Source organism: Staphylococcus sp. AS1337 (assembly GCF_051408735.1).
Taxonomy (GTDB): domain Bacteria; phylum Bacillota; class Bacilli; order Staphylococcales; family Staphylococcaceae; genus Staphylococcus; species Staphylococcus xylosus_B.
In genome coordinates, this window is sequence record NZ_JBOIHZ010000006.1 from 54,491 (window position 1) to 73,015 (window position 18,525).

Here is an 18,525-nt window from a genome sequence, read left to right on the forward strand (position 1 = left end):
CGCTATAATAGTTTGAAAGCATTATAAGGAGTTGTATAGACATGTCAGGAGAGCAATATACTCAAGTTAGACGTCCTGTGAGTCGACTAGCAGAAAAAGTATTAGGTTGGTTAAGCTGGGTATTTTTATTATTACTAACCATTATTACGATGTTTATTGCACTAGTATCTTTTAGCAGTGAGACATCAATACAAAATTTAGAAACTACATTAAATGGGAATGATTTTGTTCAGCAAATTTTAGCTAATAATAGTTTGAATACGACGCAATTTGTGATTTGGTTACAAAATGGTGTGTGGGCTATTATCGTTTACTTTATTGTGTGTTTATTATTATCATTCTTAGCACTTATCTCAATGAATATTAGAATGCTGTCAGGGTTTTTATTCCTCTTAGCTACAATAGTTACGTTGCCGTTAGTGTTATTATTTGTTCCGCTGATTATTCCAATCCTATTTTTAATCGTAGCAGTTATGATGTTTGCACGTAAAGATAAGGTGGAAACGGTGCCTACTTATTATGGTGAAGGTTACCAAGGTCGTTATTCAGAATATGAACAACAAGCTGAACCAACACCGCAATATATAGAGAGAGAACATACTTCTGACGTTGAACAACAAGCGAGAAAAGAGAACCAGCTAAGAAGAGGCGGCTATTCTTCTGAAGTAGCAGAAAAAGTAAACGCTGATACGCAAGAGGCACATGAAGGACCTCAAGTACTTTCGAGACAAGCGAAATACAATTATAAACATAAAAAACAAACTGAAGATGACCAACAACAAACAGATGAATTTGGTCCAGTAAGCGATGTTTATGATGAAAACGGAGAAACAGTTTCAAATCAAAGTCAAACTGAAGTTGATAATACAACTACAGAGTATGATGAACAAGCTGAAGCAGAAGCTGCACAGAGAAGACAAGAAGCGTATGAAGAAGAGCAACGAAGAAAGCAAGAAGCATACGAAGAAGAACAACGTCGTAAGCAAGCTGAAGCAGAAGAAGCGGCAAGATTGAAACAAGAGAAAGCAGAAGAAAAAGCTCGTATTAAAGAAGAGAAGAAAGAACGTAGAAAACGTGAGAAAGAAAGACGCAAACAACAACCAAGTGCAGTAAATCAGCGCAGACAAAATTTTGAAGAACGTAAAAAAATGACTTCACAAACTGTTGATGATACAGCTGAACATCATAGTAAGAAAACATCTGAATCGGACAACTCTGAAGACAATAAATGAGATACAAATATTTTAAAATGTGCTATGAGATATGCTAGTTCATTTGAAACTTAAAAAAGGAGCGAGACTGATGTCTCACTCCTTTTTTATTTCGTTTATAGTTCTTGGAAAGTCTGTATAATTAAGTATATATTTAACAAACTTAAAATAATGATTAAGATCCAAGATATGATATTAACCCACGATTTATTTTTGAATTGTCCCATTAAACTATAATCATTTGTTGAAAGTTGTAATGGAATTAATGAGAATGGTAGAGCTAAGCTTAAAAATACTTGTGAGAATACTAGTAATTGTTCCATTTTTGCTTCATTGCCTTTAAAGATAATTAAACATAATATGATTGGCAGTATTGCAATTGAACGAGTAATTAATCTACGTAACCAATTTGGTATTTTTAAATTTATAAAACCTTCCATCACAATTTGACCAGCCATTGTCCCTGTTATTGTAGAATTTTGGCCAGAAGCTAGTAATGCGATAGCAAAAAGCGTACTCATAATTGCTCCTAATGAAGCTCCTAATATAGGTTGATTTTGTAGGGCATTGAATAAGTCATAAAACCCACCAAGTTGTTCAGAATTGACACCAAAGAAAAGAGCGGCACCTAGTACTAAAAGTAAGCAGTTAACCACAAAAGCAATGGACAATTGAATGTTTGAATCTATAATTGCATATTTAATTGCTTGCGCTTTAGATTTAGTACTTTTACGATCATACATCCTTGATTGAACAATGGATGAGTGTAGATATAAGTTATGAGGCATGATTGTTGCTCCAATTATACCTAAAGAAATAAAGAGTGCACTGTTATCTGTGATAATTGTCTTACTAGGTAAGAATCCATTTAAGACTTCTGATACATGTGGGGAAGCTACAAAGACTTCAAAGATAAATATAACAAGCACAGTAAAAATTAGTGTACCTACAATAGCTTCAATTTTTCTAAAGCCAAATTTCATAATGAACAATAATAGAAACACATCTAACACAGTGATTAACGCCCCCACCAATAAGGGAATGCCAAAGAGTAAATCAAGTGCGATTGCACTACCTATTACTTCAGCTATATCTGTTGCGATAATTGCTAATTCTGCAATGATCCAAAATACAAAAGCAATAGGTTTATTTAAATAGTGTTTTGTTGCTTGTGCTAAGTCCATACCTGTTGCTATTCCTAACCTCACTGTCATACTTTGCAATAACATGGCTGACAGACTTGAAAGTAAAATCACGAATAGCAAAATGTAACCGAACTGTGCACCACCTTGCATAGATGTAATCCAGTTACCAGGATCCATATATCCTACAGCTACTAGTAGACCGGGGCCTAGATAAGAAAAAAGTTTTTGGCTAAAATTGCCGTGAGTATTGACGGAAACTGTATTATTGATTTCATCTAAACTCTTATTATGGGATTGAATCGTTTTGCTCAATACCCTCACCTCCATATACATTTGTTAATATTTCATAGATTACTCCAAAAAAAAGATTAGGTCAACCTAAACAGTACGGTGAAAGTTATTTTATTTTTACTGAATTAATTATTATATTTAAACATATATAATAAAAATACGTAGCAATTAGGACGTGATGATTTTTAAAGCAATATAAATTTGCTATGATAGAATTAATAAAAAATAGGAGGAAGATTATGAAAAGAAAAGCTGAAAGAATAACAGCCTGGGTAGCAAATGGTCTAAGTATATTATTTTTGTTACTTATGATCCTTGTATTTTCTTTCCTAAATGTGCCAGAATTTCAAGAAACATTTAAAGAGATGAATCAGCAACAAGGTGTAGAAATGTCAATTGAAGCATTTAAAACTTCCATGATTTTCCAAGGTAGCTTTTTAATCATTTCAACGATACTAGGTATTATCGGTACATTGACTATTAAGGGAAATCGTATATTAGCAGGCTGCATTTTAATTATTGCAGCAATTACTGGTATATTTGCAGGAAACTTTATTGCACTGATATTATGGTTTGTTGTTGCCATCATGTTGTTTGTAAGAAAAGGTCCACATGATGGGATAAACCAAAATGACAGAGAGTTTCCTCAACAGAATTTTGACGAGCAAAATAATCAGCGTAAACAAGCAGAAATTAACCCAGAAAATGAAATGAAAAAGAAAAAAGAAGATGATCCATATATTTACTAAAATCCTTTAGATAAGATAATTTTAAGTCAATCCACAAGATTTTAAGCTCTTGTGTAAGGCCGGCTAACTCAATAAATTTAGAAGTGTCCTTAAAAATGAAACCTCAAGCTAATACCACTATAATGATTGGGTACGGACATAAATATCTCTGACTAAAGAATAAACATCAATTTCTACTAGAATATATAGAAATTGATGTTTTTTGATTGTATGAAATATTGAAGTTTCTACTGGTAGTGTAATTTGAGTCATGTTATAAATTTTATAAATAAGCCGTCTCGTTTCAAAATTATGCGATGTTAATTTTATTATAGGAAAGGGTCCGGTTTATTCTATATTAATAAAAAAATTGTACCGATATAGTAACGTGCTGACCCAGAGGATAGTATGAGTGGAGGGAATCCAAGCTTGGACCATAAACCAGGCAAACATGCACGAACGCAATCGTGAAGTTTTTATATAAAAAGGACTAAACCATTCTAAAATGGATTAGTCCTTTATTTTGAGAATGGATATATATGTCCCAAGCTCTTCTTATGCAATAACTATTTGTAATGGAATAATATAACACAAGTATTTTAGAGAAAATGACTATCATCATACTCCCGCTTTTATTTACTTATTTGTAAAATTTCAATAGATATTCAAATGTGTCTTCTAAAAATTCTAAAAATGACTTATCATTCTTAAGTACTTCAGAGCCTGGAGTTAACGTACGAGCTACGAAAAATTCACCTTTTTTAACTTCTTTAACACGTTTAAACGCTTTGTATAAGTCTTCATCGGTCATTTCGTGTATGTATGTCTTTTCTTGGCTCATATGGTCTAAGCTTATACTAAAATCATTTGGTAGATTTTTTAATGTTTCAAATTGATTTTCGAAAGCTGTAACTTGTTGTGCTTTATCTTTCGCCTCATGCATAACACCATACATAATAAATAATTGATTTTCAAATAGTCCTATTTGAAAATGAGGCTGCATTTTATAACCGCGCTTATTAGTTGCGAATGCTACCCAGGTATCTTTAGGTGGATTAACACTTCGACGAGCGTGTTTGGCTACGTGAGGATAGAAAACTTCACCTGTAGCAGTTTCTAAATATTGTGAGAAATAATCACCTAAAGCGTGCAATTGTGGTCTAATATGGTTATTAAGTGCTTCCATTCTGGCATCTAAGCCATCTACTGTAAATACTTTGAAGTCTTTAGGTTTAAATGTATATTGAGTCATTTGTGCCTCCTATAATCATTATTTTAGTATGTATTGTAGCACATTATACTCTGATAGACATTTTACATGCTTCTTATTTTTAGTTAGAAAATGATTTGTTATGCATTGTGTACACTATGTTTGAACAGGGTAAGGTAAACTATATTGAATAATCTTAAATTCACCTTATTCTTAATTCGTATAATTATTGAAATAATAAAGGTTGGTTAATATCTTTTTGAAAGTTAGTTAATGTATAATGAAGAATGAATAAGGAGCTGATACGATGACTGTCTATGAATTTGCCAAAGGACTTATATTAGAAGCAGGAATTAATGTTAGAAAAATAATGAAAGAAGATATAAAAGTAGAAACTAAATCTAATCCTAATGATTTAGTGACAAATGTCGATAAATCTACAGAAAAATACCTTTTTGATAATATAACAGAAACTTATCCTAATCATTTAGTGATTGGAGAAGAAGGTCATGGACATGACTTAAAAGATGAAATAGGTGTAGTTTGGGTCATCGATCCAATAGATGGTACGTTAAATTTTGTACATCAAAAAGAAAATTTTGCAATATCTATTGGTATTTATAATAACGGGAACCCATATGCTGGGTTTGTTTATGACGTTATGAATGATGTGTTGTATCATGCTAAAACTGGTGAAGGCGCGTATGAAAATGGTACATTGTTACCTAAAATCGAGAACACGCCATTAAAGACAAGTATTATTGGAATTAATCCAAATTGGCTTACAAAGCCGAGACTAGGAGAAGTGTTCAAACCTATAGTAGAAGAAGCTAGGAGTGCACGAGCATATGGTTCTGCAGCTTTAGAGATTATACATGTCGCAACAGGAAAATTGGGTGGTTATGTCACCCCCAGATTACAACCTTGGGATTTCGCGGGTGGTTTGATTATTTTAAATGAAGTAGGGGGGCTTGGTACAAATTTAATGGGCGATACATTATCGATTTATGAACCTAATTCAATTATTATGGCCAATGCACAGTTACATTCTGAATTAATCGAACATCATTTTCAAAAAAATAACGAAATTATTGAATTATTACAGCAGCGATTAAAAAACTAAGAATTAGTGTATATTTTATAAATAAACTTATAAAAAAAGCGTCTCAATCCTGTTTTGAAGGAATGGGACACTCAATTATTAAATATAGTCAAAATCATTCAATTACAGCCAATCATTTTCACGATATTTCTTTTTTAATGTGAAACCGTAACCAAATGTTGCAATGAATAATATAAATGTTAAAATCATGAATGGAACATTTGTAGCGGCTATACTAAAGCTGAATAATAGTAAAAAGACAATAGCTACTATAGCGAGTACCCAGAAAATTGATTTGGATTTTTTTTGTTGCATTATACCACACCTTTATAGTTTTCTTTAACCAATTATATGATATAATAAAAAAGTTGCAAAGAAAAGTGGGAATTTACTCGAGAAAGGAAATTGTATAAAATGACTAAATTAAGAGAAGATGTGCGTAATATAGCAATCATCGCTCACGTTGACCATGGTAAAACGACACTTGTAGATGAATTATTAAAACAATCAGGAATTTTCCGTGAGAATGAGCATGTAGATGAAAGAGCAATGGATTCAAATGATATCGAAAGAGAACGTGGTATTACAATCCTTGCTAAAAATACAGCAGTAAATTATAAAGATAATCGTATTAATATTTTAGATACACCAGGTCACGCCGATTTTGGTGGTGAAGTTGAGCGTATCATGAAAATGGTTGATGGTGTTGTCTTAGTAGTTGACGCATATGAAGGCACAATGCCACAAACTCGTTTCGTATTGAAAAAAGCTTTAGAACAAAACTTAAAACCAGTAGTTGTAGTTAATAAAATCGATAAACCTGAAGCTAGAGCTGAAGGTGTAGTTGATGAAGTATTAGACTTGTTTATTGAATTAGAAGCAAATGATGAGCAATTAGATTTCCCAGTAGTCTATGCTTCAGCTGTTAATGGTACAGCAAGCTTAGATCCAGAGAAACAAGACGAAAACATGCAATCATTATACGAAACGATTATTGATTATGTTCCTGCTCCTGTTGATAATAGAGATGAGCCATTACAATTCCAAACGGCGTTACTAGATTATAGTGATTATTTAGGTCGTATTGGTGTTGGACGTGTGTTTAGAGGAACAATGCGTGTAGGTGATAACGTTTCACTAATTAAATTAGATGGTACAGTTAAAAATTTCCGTGTAACTAAAATCTTTGGTTACTTTGGATTGAAACGTGAAGAAGTTAATGAAGCACATGCAGGTGACTTAATTGCTGTATCAGGAATGGAAGACATCAACGTTGGTGAAACTGTTACCCCAATAGATAATAGAGATGCTTTACCTGTATTAAGAATTGACGAACCAACGTTAGAAATGACGTTCAGAGTAAATAATTCTCCATTCGCTGGTCGTGAAGGTGATTATGTAACATCTCGCCAAATTCAAGAACGTTTAGATCAACAATTAGAAACAGATGTGTCATTAAAAGTTACAGAAACTGATTCACCAGATAAATGGATTGTTGCCGGTCGTGGTGAATTACACTTATCTATTTTAATTGAAAATATGAGACGTGAAGGTTTCGAATTACAAGTTTCTAAACCACAAGTTATTTTAAGAGAAATTGATGGCGTAAAATGTGAACCATTTGAACGTGTACAATGTGAAGTACCACAAGAATATACAGGTGCTGTTATTGAATCATTAGGCCAACGTAAAGGTGAAATGTTAGATATGGTAACTACAGATAATGGCTTAACACGTATTATCTTTATGGTACCAGCACGTGGATTAATTGGTTATACTACTGAATTTATGTCTCAAACACGTGGTTATGGTATTATAAACCACACATTTGAAGAATTTAAACCTCGTGTTAAAGGTCGTATTGGCGGTAGAAGAAATGGTGCATTAGTATCATTAGACACTGGTAAAGCAAGTTCATATGCACTTATGGGCTTAGAAGACCGTGGTATTAACTTCATGGAACCAGGTACTGAAGTTTATGAAGGTATGGTTGTTGGTGAACATAATCGTGAAAATGACTTAACAGTCAATGTTACGAAAGAGAAAAACCAAACTAACGTACGTTCTTCTAACAAAGACCAAACAGTAACTATGAAACGCCCTAGAACTTTAACTCTTGAAGAAGCGTTACAATTTATTAATGACGACGAACTTGTAGAAGCTACACCAGAAAATATCCGTATTAGAAAAACGGTATTAGAAAAAAATGCTCGTGAAAAAGAAGCAAAACGTATTAAACAATTAATGCAAGAAGATGAATAACTTACTAAATTTAATTTAGTATGATTGTGGAGCTGGGACATAAATGTCTCAGCTCTATTTATTGTTAAAGTGATAGCGTGATAATACTATGGAGTCGGCTCAAATAACTGACTATATTACACTAAAAAGATTATAATATATAAATCAACCTTAGGCGAACTATCACCTAAGGTTTGTTTACGTTCTGAGCCATCTTTTTTACAATCTGGCTTATTATTAACATAGGGAAGCGCGCTAGTCAAAAACTACAGGCCAAGGCCGTGCCAGCGGAAAGCGTGCACAAAAAAACTGCCTACAAAGTCAGAAACTTTGTCGACAGTCTAAAATCAGCCCATCGCAAAAAAGAAGGGGCTGATTTATGTTAACGATGATCATAGGTAGTTATTTGATTACGTTGTTTTGGTGTATCAAGTCTACTTTTACATTCATCACACATAAAAGTATGCATTGGATCATTGCGTAATCTTTTAGCTTCTAAAGTATTTTGATCTATAAATACTTCAGTATCGCAAATTATGCATTGAACTTTTTTCATATTAAATCACCTCGATATGAGTGACATACTTAAATTCGTATGAATAACCTTCTTCTGGAATATATACAAAACTATCTACTGAATAATCGTCATATAATTTTTTACCGTCTTTTGCAAATTGGAAAAAAAGATATGGTAATAAGTCAATAGGTACTTCTATTGACTCGTTATCATTAAATAAACGAATTGTTTTTGCGTGATCAAACGGTTCAGCATTTTTGAAAAATGGAGACATATTAATGACAAATGAATTTTCTAAAACAGCTCTTTTTTTATATTTAATTTCAGAATTTAACGTTGGTGGATTAGTTTGACCTTCTAAAATTGCTCTATTCCATTCACGATTATCATCAAAATTGATTGGTTTGGTACCGTCGAATATACCTTGCTCTAAATCTTCTATTTGAACTTTTCTGTCGTCAAAAATCCAAGTTGTACTATCTAAAGTAATTGGAAATTTAACTTCACCCTTAATTTGAATCATAATCCCACTCCTATTTGCATATCTTGTTTCTAAATTAAAACGCTATTAAGTCATCACTCACAACATTAATATTATTACGTTGAATCTGACTTTTTTGTGAACAAATACATGTTTAAAATTAAATATACATTTTATTTTAAAGCAAAATATTCTGACAAAAATCAACTTATATATTGGCATTGCCCGTCTGACACTTAGTATCGTTATAAATTCAATCAAAATAAATAATTGTTAATTACAATTTTATCACAAATACTAGTATTACGTATATTCCTGAATTTACTTGCTTTTTAGTATGCATTAAGATAAACTCGTCATATAAAGTTACAATTGATAGGGGGAGTATGTCTTGGTAAAAAATCAAAATATTAGTAATGTGGCATATGACCAGTTGAATAAAGATGCTGATAGGATTCTCCAACTTATTAAAGTACAAATGGATAATCTTACATTACCTCAATGCCCATTGTATGAAGAAGTACTTGATACACAGATGTTTGGATTACAAAAAGAAGTAGATTTCGCTGTACAACTTGGTTTAGTTGATAGAGAAGTGGGCAAAGATTTAATGCTTCGATTAGAAAAAGAACTTTCTAAATTGCATGATGCATTTACAAATGTTTAATTGGGTTAAATAAAATAGTTTTATTACTGGGAAACTTTTTCCATGTTCAAAAAATATAAAAACTTATATGGTGTTCATTATCAAACTACATAAGTATACTGCGGGTGGCTAGGATATCAATAATTGTTGATTATATCTTAGTCACTTTTGTCATGTTTAAAAAGTTAAATATATGAGTATCTAAAAAAGAATATTTTGTTATATTTATTCGAAAAATCGATAGAATGTTTGTTATAATGTTTGAAGTACAATTTATTTTACATAACGTTGAAAAAGTTTTAAAGACAACTAAGGTATTGAACATAAGTCGAATTAATACAAAGTATTTAGTTAGTGATAATAAATAATGAGAATTGGATGATATGTCAAATGAATAATATGAAACAATTTTTTCGATATATAGGTCGAAATGCAAAATATATTGATTATCCGTTAGTCATTACCTACTTATTACTATGTTTGATAGGTTTGGTAATGGTTTACAGCGCAAGTATGGTCGCTGCTACTAAAGGCTCATTAACTGGCGGTATATCAGTAGCTGGAACATACTTTTATACTAGACAGTTAATGTATGTAATTATGAGTTTGATTATTGTATTTTTTATGGCTTTCTTTATGAATGTCAAATTTCTTGAAACAAGCAGGTTTCAAAAAGGCATGATGCTTGGCATCGTTATATTATTAGTTGCGACGTTATTGATTGGTAGTAATATCAATGGTTCAAAAAGTTGGATTAATTTAGGCTTTATGAATTTACAAGCTTCCGAGTTATTAAAAATTGGCATAATTTTATATATACCTTATATGATTGAAAAGAAACGGCCTAAAGTATTCAAAGAACCTAAATTGCTAACATATCCTATTGTTTTAGCAGGCATATGTATAGGCCTTGTATTATTGCAACGAGACGTTGGTCAAACGTTACTTATTATGATTATTTTCTTTGCAATATTATTCTATGCGGGTATTGGTGTTCAAAAATCAATAAAGTACGGGCTGTTGATTATAGTAGGGGTTGTAATTATTGGTTCGCTTTTCTTACTAGTTGGATTGGTTCCAGATTATTTAACAGCAAGATTTAGTACGCTAACCAATCCATTTAGTCAAGAATCTGGTACAGGATACCATATTTCAAATTCGTTGATTGCAATTGGTAATGGTGGATTACTAGGTAGAGGTTTAGGCAATAGTATCATGAAATTAGGATATTTACCCGAACCACATACAGACTTTATTTTTTCTATTATTTGTGAAGAATTAGGTTTATTAGGTGGTTTGTTCGTTATATGCTTACTCTTTTTTATTGTTTATAGAGCTTTTGAACTCGCAAGCAAAACAAATTCTTATTTTTATAAGTTAGTTTGTGTAGGAGTAGCAAGTTATATAGGTAGTCAAACTTTTGTTAATTTAGGTGGTATTTCTGGAACTATTCCATTAACAGGTGTGCCTTTACCATTCATTAGTTTTGGTGGTTCTTCGATGATTAGTTTAAGTATAGCAATGGGCTTATTGTTAATAACAGCAAAACAAATTAAAATCGAACAAGCAAAATATAAAAAAACAAGAAAAAACAGAACAAGAATTAGTCCAACCAGACATTCTTAATAAAGGCAAACGTTTTGATACAAATGTATTGAAAACGTTTGCTTATTTTTTTGCATCTTTAAAGTGATTTTGAAAAACTTTTATCAAAGTTCAATTTCGATAACTAAAACTTATTGTAAATAATAACTTTTTATTATGTAATTCTTATGATATAATTTTGTAAGAAAGTTATGGTATCAAGGTCTTACGTAGTTTTTAATGTGATGGTCATTACCTATCCGTCAGTGAGTGACATATGTATTTTGAGCTGTTTTAAAATAATGGCTATATATTTTTTACTGTCTAGATTGTTCGGATTTTGCTATAATGATTTTTATATCAAACTTTTTTGAAAATTCTAAATTTAAGGGGGACCATGATGTGAAACAAATAAACAAGCTTTTGGTAGCCAATCGTGGTGAAATTGCAATAAGGATTTTTAGAGCAGCAACAGAGTTAGATGTTAAAACAGTTGCTATTTATTCTAATGAAGATAAAGGATCTTTACATAGATATAAAGCGGATGAATCATACCTAGTAGGTGAGGATTTAGGACCTGCTGAATCTTATTTGGACATTGAACGCATCATAGATGTTGCTAAACAAGCAGATGTAGACGCAATTCATCCAGGATATGGTTTTTTAAGTGAGAATGAAACTTTTGCAAAAAGATGTCAGGAAGAAGGCATTAAGTTTATAGGGCCTCGTGTTGAACATTTAGATATGTTTGGCGATAAAGTAAAAGCTAGGACGACAGCAATTAATGCAAACCTGACGGTTATACCAGGTACGGACGGTCCAATAGATAATCAACCAGATGCAATTGCATTTGCGAATGAAGCTGGTTATCCATTGATGATTAAAGCGACTAGCGGTGGTGGCGGTAAAGGTATGCGTATCGTCCGTTCTGAAGATGAGCTAGAAGATGCATTCCATCGTGCTAAATCTGAAGCTGAAAAATCTTTTGGTAATAGTGAAGTTTATATAGAAAAATATATCGATAATCCCAAACATATAGAGGTTCAAGTCATCGGTGATGAACATGGGAATATAGTGCACTTATACGAACGTGATTGTTCAGTACAAAGACGTCATCAAAAAGTTGTTGAAGTAGCACCTTCAGTAGCGCTTGAAGATGATTTAAGAGAACGTATATGTGCTGCTGCGATTCAATTAATGGAAAACATAGAGTATGTGAATGCCGGTACTGTAGAATTCTTAGTTTCTGGCGATGAATTTTATTTCATTGAAGTAAATCCACGTGTACAAGTTGAACATACTATAACTGAAATGATTACAGGTGTAGATATCGTTAAGACACAAATATTAGTTGCTGATGGAGAGAATTTATATGATGAAGCAATCAGTATGCCACAACAACAAAATATTCAAACACTAGGTTATGCAATCCAATGTCGTATTACTACTGAAGATCCGACAAATGATTTCATGCCTGATAGTGGTAGAATCATTGCTTATCGTTCAAGTGGTGGTTTTGGAGTTAGATTAGATGCTGGTGATGGATTCCAAGGTGCCGAAATATCACCTTATTATGATTCTTTATTAGTGAAATTATCAACGCATGCAATGTCATTCAAACAAGCGAATGAAAAAATGGACCGCTCATTACAAGAAATGAGAATTCGTGGTGTTAAAACCAATGTTCCATTTTTAATTAATGTTACGAGAAACGAACAATTCAAAACAGGTGATTACACAACTAAATTTATAGAAAAAACACCGGAACTTTTTGATATTGCACCAACACTCGATAGAGGTACAAAAACGTTAGAATATATTGGTAATGTATCAATTAATGGTTTTCCAAACGTAGAAAAACGACCAAAACCTATTTATGAAACATCACCTATACCACAAGTTTCTAAAAAAGAAGTTGCAGCATTAGAAGGTACCAAACAACTATTAGACAGTAAAGGGCCAAGAGCCGTAGCTGAATGGCTAAAACAGCAAGACGACGTTTTAATAACCGATACTACATTTAGAGATGCGCATCAATCGTTACTAGCAACGCGTGTTAGAACGAAAGATATGATGAATATTGCTTCGAAAACAGCACAAGTAATGAAAGATAGTTTCTCCTTAGAAATGTGGGGAGGTGCTACATTTGATGTAGCGTATAACTTCTTAAAAGAGAATCCTTGGGAACGCTTAGAGAGACTTAGAAAGGCAATTCCAAACGTATTATTCCAAATGTTACTTCGTGCATCTAATGCTGTCGGTTATAAGAACTATCCTGATAATGTCATTGAAAAATTTGTGGAAGAAAGTGCGGAAGCCGGTATTGATGTATTCAGAATTTTTGATTCATTAAACTGGGTAGATCAAATGAAAGTGGCAAATGAAGCTGTACTAAAAGCTGGTAAAATATCAGAAGGTACTATTTGTTATACAGGTGATATTCTAAATCCGAATCGCTCTGATATTTATACGTTAGAGTATTACGTAAATATGGCGAAAACACTTGAACGTGAAGGCTTCCATATATTAGCAATTAAAGATATGGCAGGTCTGTTGAAACCTAAAGCAGCAAATGAATTGATTGGTGAATTAAAAGCAGCTGTCGACCTACCAATTCATCTACACACACATGATACAAGTGGTAATGGTTTATTAGTTTATAAAGAAGCTATAGATGCAGGCGTAGATGTTATCGATACAGCTGTTGCTTCAATGAGTGGTTTAACAAGTCAACCTAGTGGTAATTCACTATATTATGCATTAAATGGTTTTGATAGAAATATGCGTGCCGATGTTGATGGAATGGAAGCATTATCACATTATTGGGGAACTGTACGTCAATATTATAATGACTTTGAAAGTGATATTAAATCACCAAATACTGAAATTTATAAACACGAAATGCCAGGTGGACAATACTCAAATCTTAGCCAACAAGCGAAGAGCTTAGGATTAGGTAATAGATTTAATGAAGTTAAAGAAATGTATCAACGTGTAAACTTCTTGTTTGGTGACATTGTTAAAGTGACACCGTCCTCGAAAGTTGTTGGTGACATGGCATTATATATGGTACAAAATGATTTAGATGAAGAAACAGTGATAAAAGATGGCTATAAATTAGATTTCCCTGAATCGGTTGTTTCATTCTTCAAAGGTGATATTGGACAACCAGTGAATGGCTTTAATAAAGAATTACAAAAAGTAATTCTAAAGGGACAAGAAGCAATTACAGATCGTCCTGGTGAATATTTAGAGCCTGTTGATTTTGAAGCGGTAAGAGAAGAATTAGAAGAAAAACAAGAGAGAGAAGTAACAGAACAAGATATCATAAGTTATGTTTTATATCCTAAAGTTTATGAGCAATTCATTGCTACGCAAGAACAGTTTGGAAATGTATCGCTGTTAGATACACCTACATTCTTCTTTGGAATGCGTTCAAATGAAACAGTGGAAATAGAAATAGATACAGGTAAACGTCTAATCATTACATTGAAGACGATTACGGAACCAGATGAAAAAGGAATTCGAACAATTTTCTATGATATGAATGGACAAGCGAGACGTATATTCATTCAAGATGAAAATGTAAAAGCAAATGAAAGTGTTAAACCGAAAGCAGATAAATTAAATCCAAACCATATCGGTGCCCAAATGCCAGGTTCTGTTACCGAGGTTAAAACTTCAGTAGGCGAAACAGTTACAAGTGGACAAGCATTATTGATAACTGAAGCTATGAAGATGGAAACAACGATTCAAGCTCCGTTCGACGGTGTTGTGAAGCAAGTGACTATCCAAAGTGGCGAGGCAATTGAAACAGGTGATTTATTAATAGAAATTGAAAAAGAACCTGTGGATTAAATTTTATAGTCAAATGAATTATAAACTTTTTAATTGGAACGAGTCTGGGACATAAAGTTCTTGGACAAGTGAAAAAAGGCAATTTCTACTGAAATAATGTAGAAATTGTCTTTTTCATTATTGTTTAGTTTAGTAGTGTTTATTAAATTATACGTAAGGGCCTTAATTTTTTGAGTATTATAATGTCAAATTATATGTGGATAGACGTATTTTGGCGAGACTCTTGAGGGAACAGGACAAGCTGAAGACTACAGGTTGAAGCAGTCCCCTAAGAAAGCGAGCCAACAATACGAAGTATTGAATAAAAAAAGCACTCATATGAATTGAATGAAATCATCTGAGTGCTTTTTTTCTGGGATTTATGTCCCAATCACGTCTTTATGTATTTTTGTAGAATAACGCTAAATTAAGCTAGAATACATTGGAATTTACACAAAAAATATGGATATTATATTGTTAGAAAACTTACAAGGTTGCATTAAGTATCTAATGTAAAGGGGTATTTGGAGTATATGTACAGAAAAATATGCAAAAAAACTGTCAACAACATAAAAAGTTCGTTGACAGTTTTTTATTGATATAACATATTCGATGTTTTACTTAGCCGCCGCTTCTAATCGTCCGTAACATCAACACAATGAAGTAGGCTATTAAGCCAAAGAGTAATGTAATAAATAAAGCGTGTAATAAGGCGATAAATAAATTAACTTCTGTAATAATAGATAATGCGCCAGTAATTACTTGCAGCATAACTAATATAAATGCAGCTGTGTAGCCATAACGTATTGTACGGTTATCTTTGTAATTATTTACTGCATGAATGAATGTAACCATTATCCATATAAAAGCGATTAATGCCATGCCTCTGTGAGTAAGGTTTACCCAATCTTGGACATTGTGAGGCATCAAATCATTAAAAGGTAATGGCCATTGACCATATGCTAAACTAGCTTCTTTATGTCTGACTAATGCGCCAGTATAAATTGTTAAATAAACGATAATTGCCATTATCCATGTATAAATTCTTAATGGCTTTCTAATAAATAATTCATCTGCTTCATATTTGCGATCGATTTCAAAAATAATTAAAGTTAATACAAATACTGAAGAAAATGAAATGAGTGAAATTCCAAAATGTAACGCTAAAACATAGGCATTTTGTTGCCACAATACTGCTGCAGCACCTACAAGTGCTTGTATTAGTAAGAAACCGACACTGATGATACATAATGGTTTAACTTCTTTAATGTAACCAATGTGTTTCCAAGCAACGATGACTAACCAGAGCACGATGATTAAAGATAAGCCGGAAACAGCACGATGACTTAATTCAATAATCGTTTGTATTGGTAAGTTCTCAGGTAAAAATGCGCCATGACATAGAGGCCAATCGGATCCACATCCATCTGCTGATCCAGTTTTAGTAACTAATGCGCCACCTAATTGAACAAAAGCCATAATTACAGCTGCCAACACGGATAACCATTTTAGGTTTTTTTTGCTAAACAAGAATTAACCCCCCACATAAAAATAAAACAGTTGAGAAACTAAATTACAAATAGTTATTAAATATATAGTTATTATCACTGTAATTATTTTATTCCGTAATGATACATTTAAAGTTGTTTTAATAAATCTCACATATAATTATAACAATAAAAACTATTTTAATAAATCTCACATATAATTATAACAATAAAAACTATTTTGTTTGTGTCACAAAAATGACTTTTTAGTAATGTCGTTAAAGTGTCACAAATAAGTTTACATAAATGTAGTCAATGATACAAATTTAATATATCATTGTATTATATGCAAAAATTAGGAGGGAAATTATGAACAAAGAACAAACTTTGTCGCATAATTCTAGTCGTGTGACTTTTAAAGAGTTGCAGCAAATTATCAAGATGGGATTGGTACAAGGTAATTTGATCCCTGCGTTTGCTGGATCATGGTTAGCGATTGTGTTGGCAAATCATTCCTTCCTCTCGTCAATACCACAGATCTTAATGATGTTGGTGGGCTCTACGTTAATTATGGGGGGCGCATGTGCTTTAAATAATTACTACGATCAAGATATTGACAGTATCATGCCAAGTAAACAACAGAGACCAACAGTTAATGACAGAATTTCGAATAGAAATTTATTAATGCTCAGCTTTGGAATGATGCTAGTAGGGGAAGCATTACTATTTACGTTAAACATACCTTCAGGTGTAATCGGACTGCTAGGTATAGTGGGTTATGTATCGTTTTACTCAATTTGGTCTAAACGTCATACGGTATGGAATACAGTGATTGGTAGTTTTCCAGGTGCAGTACCGCCTTTAATTGGGTGGACAGCAATTGAAGGAAATATTAGCTTGGTAGCAGTAGCACTATTTTTAGTGATCTTCTGTTGGCAACCTATCCATTTTTACGCTTTAGCAATTAAACGTAAAGATGAGTATTCGTTAGCAAATATTCCAATGTTACCATCAGTGAAAGGGTTTAAACGTACGAGAGTAAGTATGTTTTTATGGCTAGTATTCTTATTACCGCTTCCATTTTTATTAAGTAATTTAGGAACAACATTTATAGTGTTGGCTACATTATTAAATTTAGGATGGTTATATTTAGGATTAACAAGCTTTAAAAAGGATTCAGATCAAACAAAATGGGCAACAAAAATGTTTATATACTCATTAAACTACTTAGTGGTTTTCTTTGTACTCGTCGTTGTCGTCTCATTAATTCAAATGTTTTAATAATTATAAATAAGGATGTAATATATGAATTTACCTATCTTACCTACAATCAGTACAAGCTTTATTGTAATTAGTGCAATCCTTGTCGCTATAGGTTGGCGCAAAATTTGGCTGAGAAAAATTGAAAGCCATAAAAAAGTAATGTTAGTTGCTGCTGTTTTTGCACTAGCATTCTTTATTATTTACGCATCAAGGACTATTTTTATTGGCAATACAGCATTTGGTGGTCCAGACTCAGTTAAACTTTATTATACAATTTTCTTAGTCTTCCACATAAATTTAGCAACAATTGGTGGAGTTTTAGGACTTTTACAAATTATTACTGCTTTTAAAGATAAGTTCAAAGTACATAGATTTGTCGGACCAATTGCTTCTATAATCTGGTTCTTCACAGCAATAACAGGTGTAGCTGTGTATTTATTACTTTATGTATTTTATCCAGGCGGAGAAACAACGTCATTAATTAAAGCGACATTCGGTTTATAATTAACATTGAAAAATGTTAGTCTTTTATTTGAACTAGGGAATATGGAAAGGGCAGCGGGCAGAAATTTGTTTTATAAACAGGTTTGATAGCCCGTTTCCATTATTCACGATTAGAAAACTTGAAATGTATTTACTAATTCGATAAATAATACTTATAAGCAACTCATTAAAATAGCTATGAAGCTATCTATCCAGGAAGGTAGACTGCTTCATAGCTATTTTTAATTATAATTTATAAGAGAGGTAGATAGTACAATTTAAATAAAAGAGTAGAGTGG

The 18,525-nt window shown here is 32.4% G+C and carries 15 protein-coding genes; 9 read left to right on the top strand and 6 right to left on the bottom strand.

All coding sequences use genetic code 11. The features are described 5' to 3' along the window. Positions 1-41 precede the first annotated feature (41 nt). Positions 42-1,232, top strand: coding sequence for a lipoteichoic acid stability factor AuxB (gene auxB, locus ACSUE0_RS10360; protein WP_436957270.1), 1,191 nt, complete (start codon positions 42-44; stop codon positions 1,230-1,232). A 95-nt stretch (positions 1,233-1,327) separates the two neighbouring features. Here auxB and ACSUE0_RS10365 read toward each other — a convergent pair whose 3' ends face one another. Beyond that, complete coding sequence (locus tag ACSUE0_RS10365; protein WP_119613217.1) at positions 1,328-2,683, bottom strand: Nramp family divalent metal transporter; 1,356 nt, start codon at positions 2,681-2,683, stop codon at positions 1,328-1,330. A gap of 203 nt (positions 2,684-2,886) precedes the next feature. Here ACSUE0_RS10365 and ACSUE0_RS10370 point away from each other — a divergent pair, with 203 nt between their 5' ends. Then, entirely contained in the window at positions 2,887-3,396 is a 510-nt protein-coding gene (locus ACSUE0_RS10370) for a DUF4064 domain-containing protein (protein ID WP_119613206.1), read from the top strand. A 619-nt stretch (positions 3,397-4,015) separates the two neighbouring features. On the opposite strand, the gene ACSUE0_RS10375 is transcribed toward ACSUE0_RS10370, so the two are convergent. After that, entirely contained in the window at positions 4,016-4,627 is a 612-nt protein-coding gene (locus ACSUE0_RS10375; RefSeq protein WP_119613207.1) for a YktB family protein, read from the bottom strand. 265 nt (positions 4,628-4,892) lie between these two features. Here ACSUE0_RS10375 and ACSUE0_RS10380 point away from each other — a divergent pair, with 265 nt between their 5' ends. Further along, positions 4,893-5,708, top strand: a complete 816-nt coding sequence (locus ACSUE0_RS10380) for an inositol monophosphatase family protein (RefSeq protein ID WP_119613208.1) — start codon at positions 4,893-4,895, stop codon at positions 5,706-5,708. 102 nt (positions 5,709-5,810) lie between these two features. On the opposite strand, the gene ACSUE0_RS10385 is transcribed toward ACSUE0_RS10380, so the two are convergent. Then, positions 5,811-6,002: a DUF5325 family protein gene (locus ACSUE0_RS10385; RefSeq protein WP_017724160.1), complete on the bottom strand. Its 192-nt coding sequence runs from the start codon at positions 6,000-6,002 to the stop codon at positions 5,811-5,813. A gap of 99 nt (positions 6,003-6,101) precedes the next feature. On the opposite strand from ACSUE0_RS10385, the gene typA reads away from it, so the two are divergent. Next, complete coding sequence (gene typA, locus ACSUE0_RS10390) at positions 6,102-7,949, top strand: translational GTPase TypA (protein ID WP_107555788.1); 1,848 nt, start codon at positions 6,102-6,104, stop codon at positions 7,947-7,949. A gap of 361 nt (positions 7,950-8,310) precedes the next feature. Here typA and ACSUE0_RS10395 read toward each other — a convergent pair whose 3' ends face one another. After that, positions 8,311-8,484, bottom strand: coding sequence for a DUF2197 domain-containing protein (locus ACSUE0_RS10395; protein WP_017724162.1), 174 nt, complete (start codon positions 8,482-8,484; stop codon positions 8,311-8,313). Position 8,485: 1 nt separating this feature from the next. Next, positions 8,486-8,968 (bottom strand): hypothetical protein, encoded by a 483-nt coding sequence (locus ACSUE0_RS10400; protein ID WP_119613209.1) that lies wholly within the window; start codon positions 8,966-8,968, stop codon positions 8,486-8,488. Between the two features lie 349 nt (positions 8,969-9,317). Here ACSUE0_RS10400 and ACSUE0_RS10405 point away from each other — a divergent pair, with 349 nt between their 5' ends. The 3 genes from ACSUE0_RS10405 to ACSUE0_RS10415 all read left to right on the top strand — a co-directional run bounded on the left by ACSUE0_RS10405 (position 9,318) and on the right by ACSUE0_RS10415 (position 15,014). Next, positions 9,318-9,593 carry a YlaN family protein gene (locus ACSUE0_RS10405; RefSeq protein ID WP_017724164.1) on the top strand — a complete coding sequence of 92 codons (276 nt, stop codon included), beginning with the start codon at positions 9,318-9,320 and terminating at the stop codon, positions 9,591-9,593. A 369-nt stretch (positions 9,594-9,962) separates the two neighbouring features. Then, positions 9,963-11,198 carry a cell division peptidoglycan polymerase FtsW gene (gene ftsW, locus ACSUE0_RS10410; RefSeq protein ID WP_119613210.1) on the top strand — a complete coding sequence of 412 codons (1,236 nt, stop codon included), beginning with the start codon at positions 9,963-9,965 and terminating at the stop codon, positions 11,196-11,198. A 360-nt stretch (positions 11,199-11,558) separates the two neighbouring features. Continuing rightward, positions 11,559-15,014, top strand: a complete 3,456-nt coding sequence (locus ACSUE0_RS10415; RefSeq protein ID WP_436957274.1) for a pyruvate carboxylase — start codon at positions 11,559-11,561, stop codon at positions 15,012-15,014. A gap of 600 nt (positions 15,015-15,614) precedes the next feature. Here ACSUE0_RS10415 and ACSUE0_RS10420 read toward each other — a convergent pair. After that, positions 15,615-16,523, bottom strand: coding sequence for a COX15/CtaA family protein (locus ACSUE0_RS10420; protein WP_119613212.1), 909 nt, complete (start codon positions 16,521-16,523; stop codon positions 15,615-15,617). Between the two features lie 326 nt (positions 16,524-16,849). On the opposite strand from ACSUE0_RS10420, the gene cyoE reads away from it, so the two are divergent. Together cyoE and ACSUE0_RS10430 are read left to right on the top strand one after the other, a co-directional pair. Further along, positions 16,850-17,761 (top strand): heme o synthase, encoded by a 912-nt coding sequence (gene cyoE / locus ACSUE0_RS10425; protein ID WP_119613213.1) that lies wholly within the window; start codon positions 16,850-16,852, stop codon positions 17,759-17,761. A 24-nt stretch (positions 17,762-17,785) separates the two neighbouring features. After that, the gene (locus ACSUE0_RS10430; RefSeq protein ID WP_070053150.1) at positions 17,786-18,247 is read left to right on the top strand and encodes a DUF420 domain-containing protein; all 462 of its coding nucleotides are present in this window, start codon (positions 17,786-17,788) and stop codon (positions 18,245-18,247) included. The last annotated feature ends 278 nt before the right edge of the window (positions 18,248-18,525 follow it).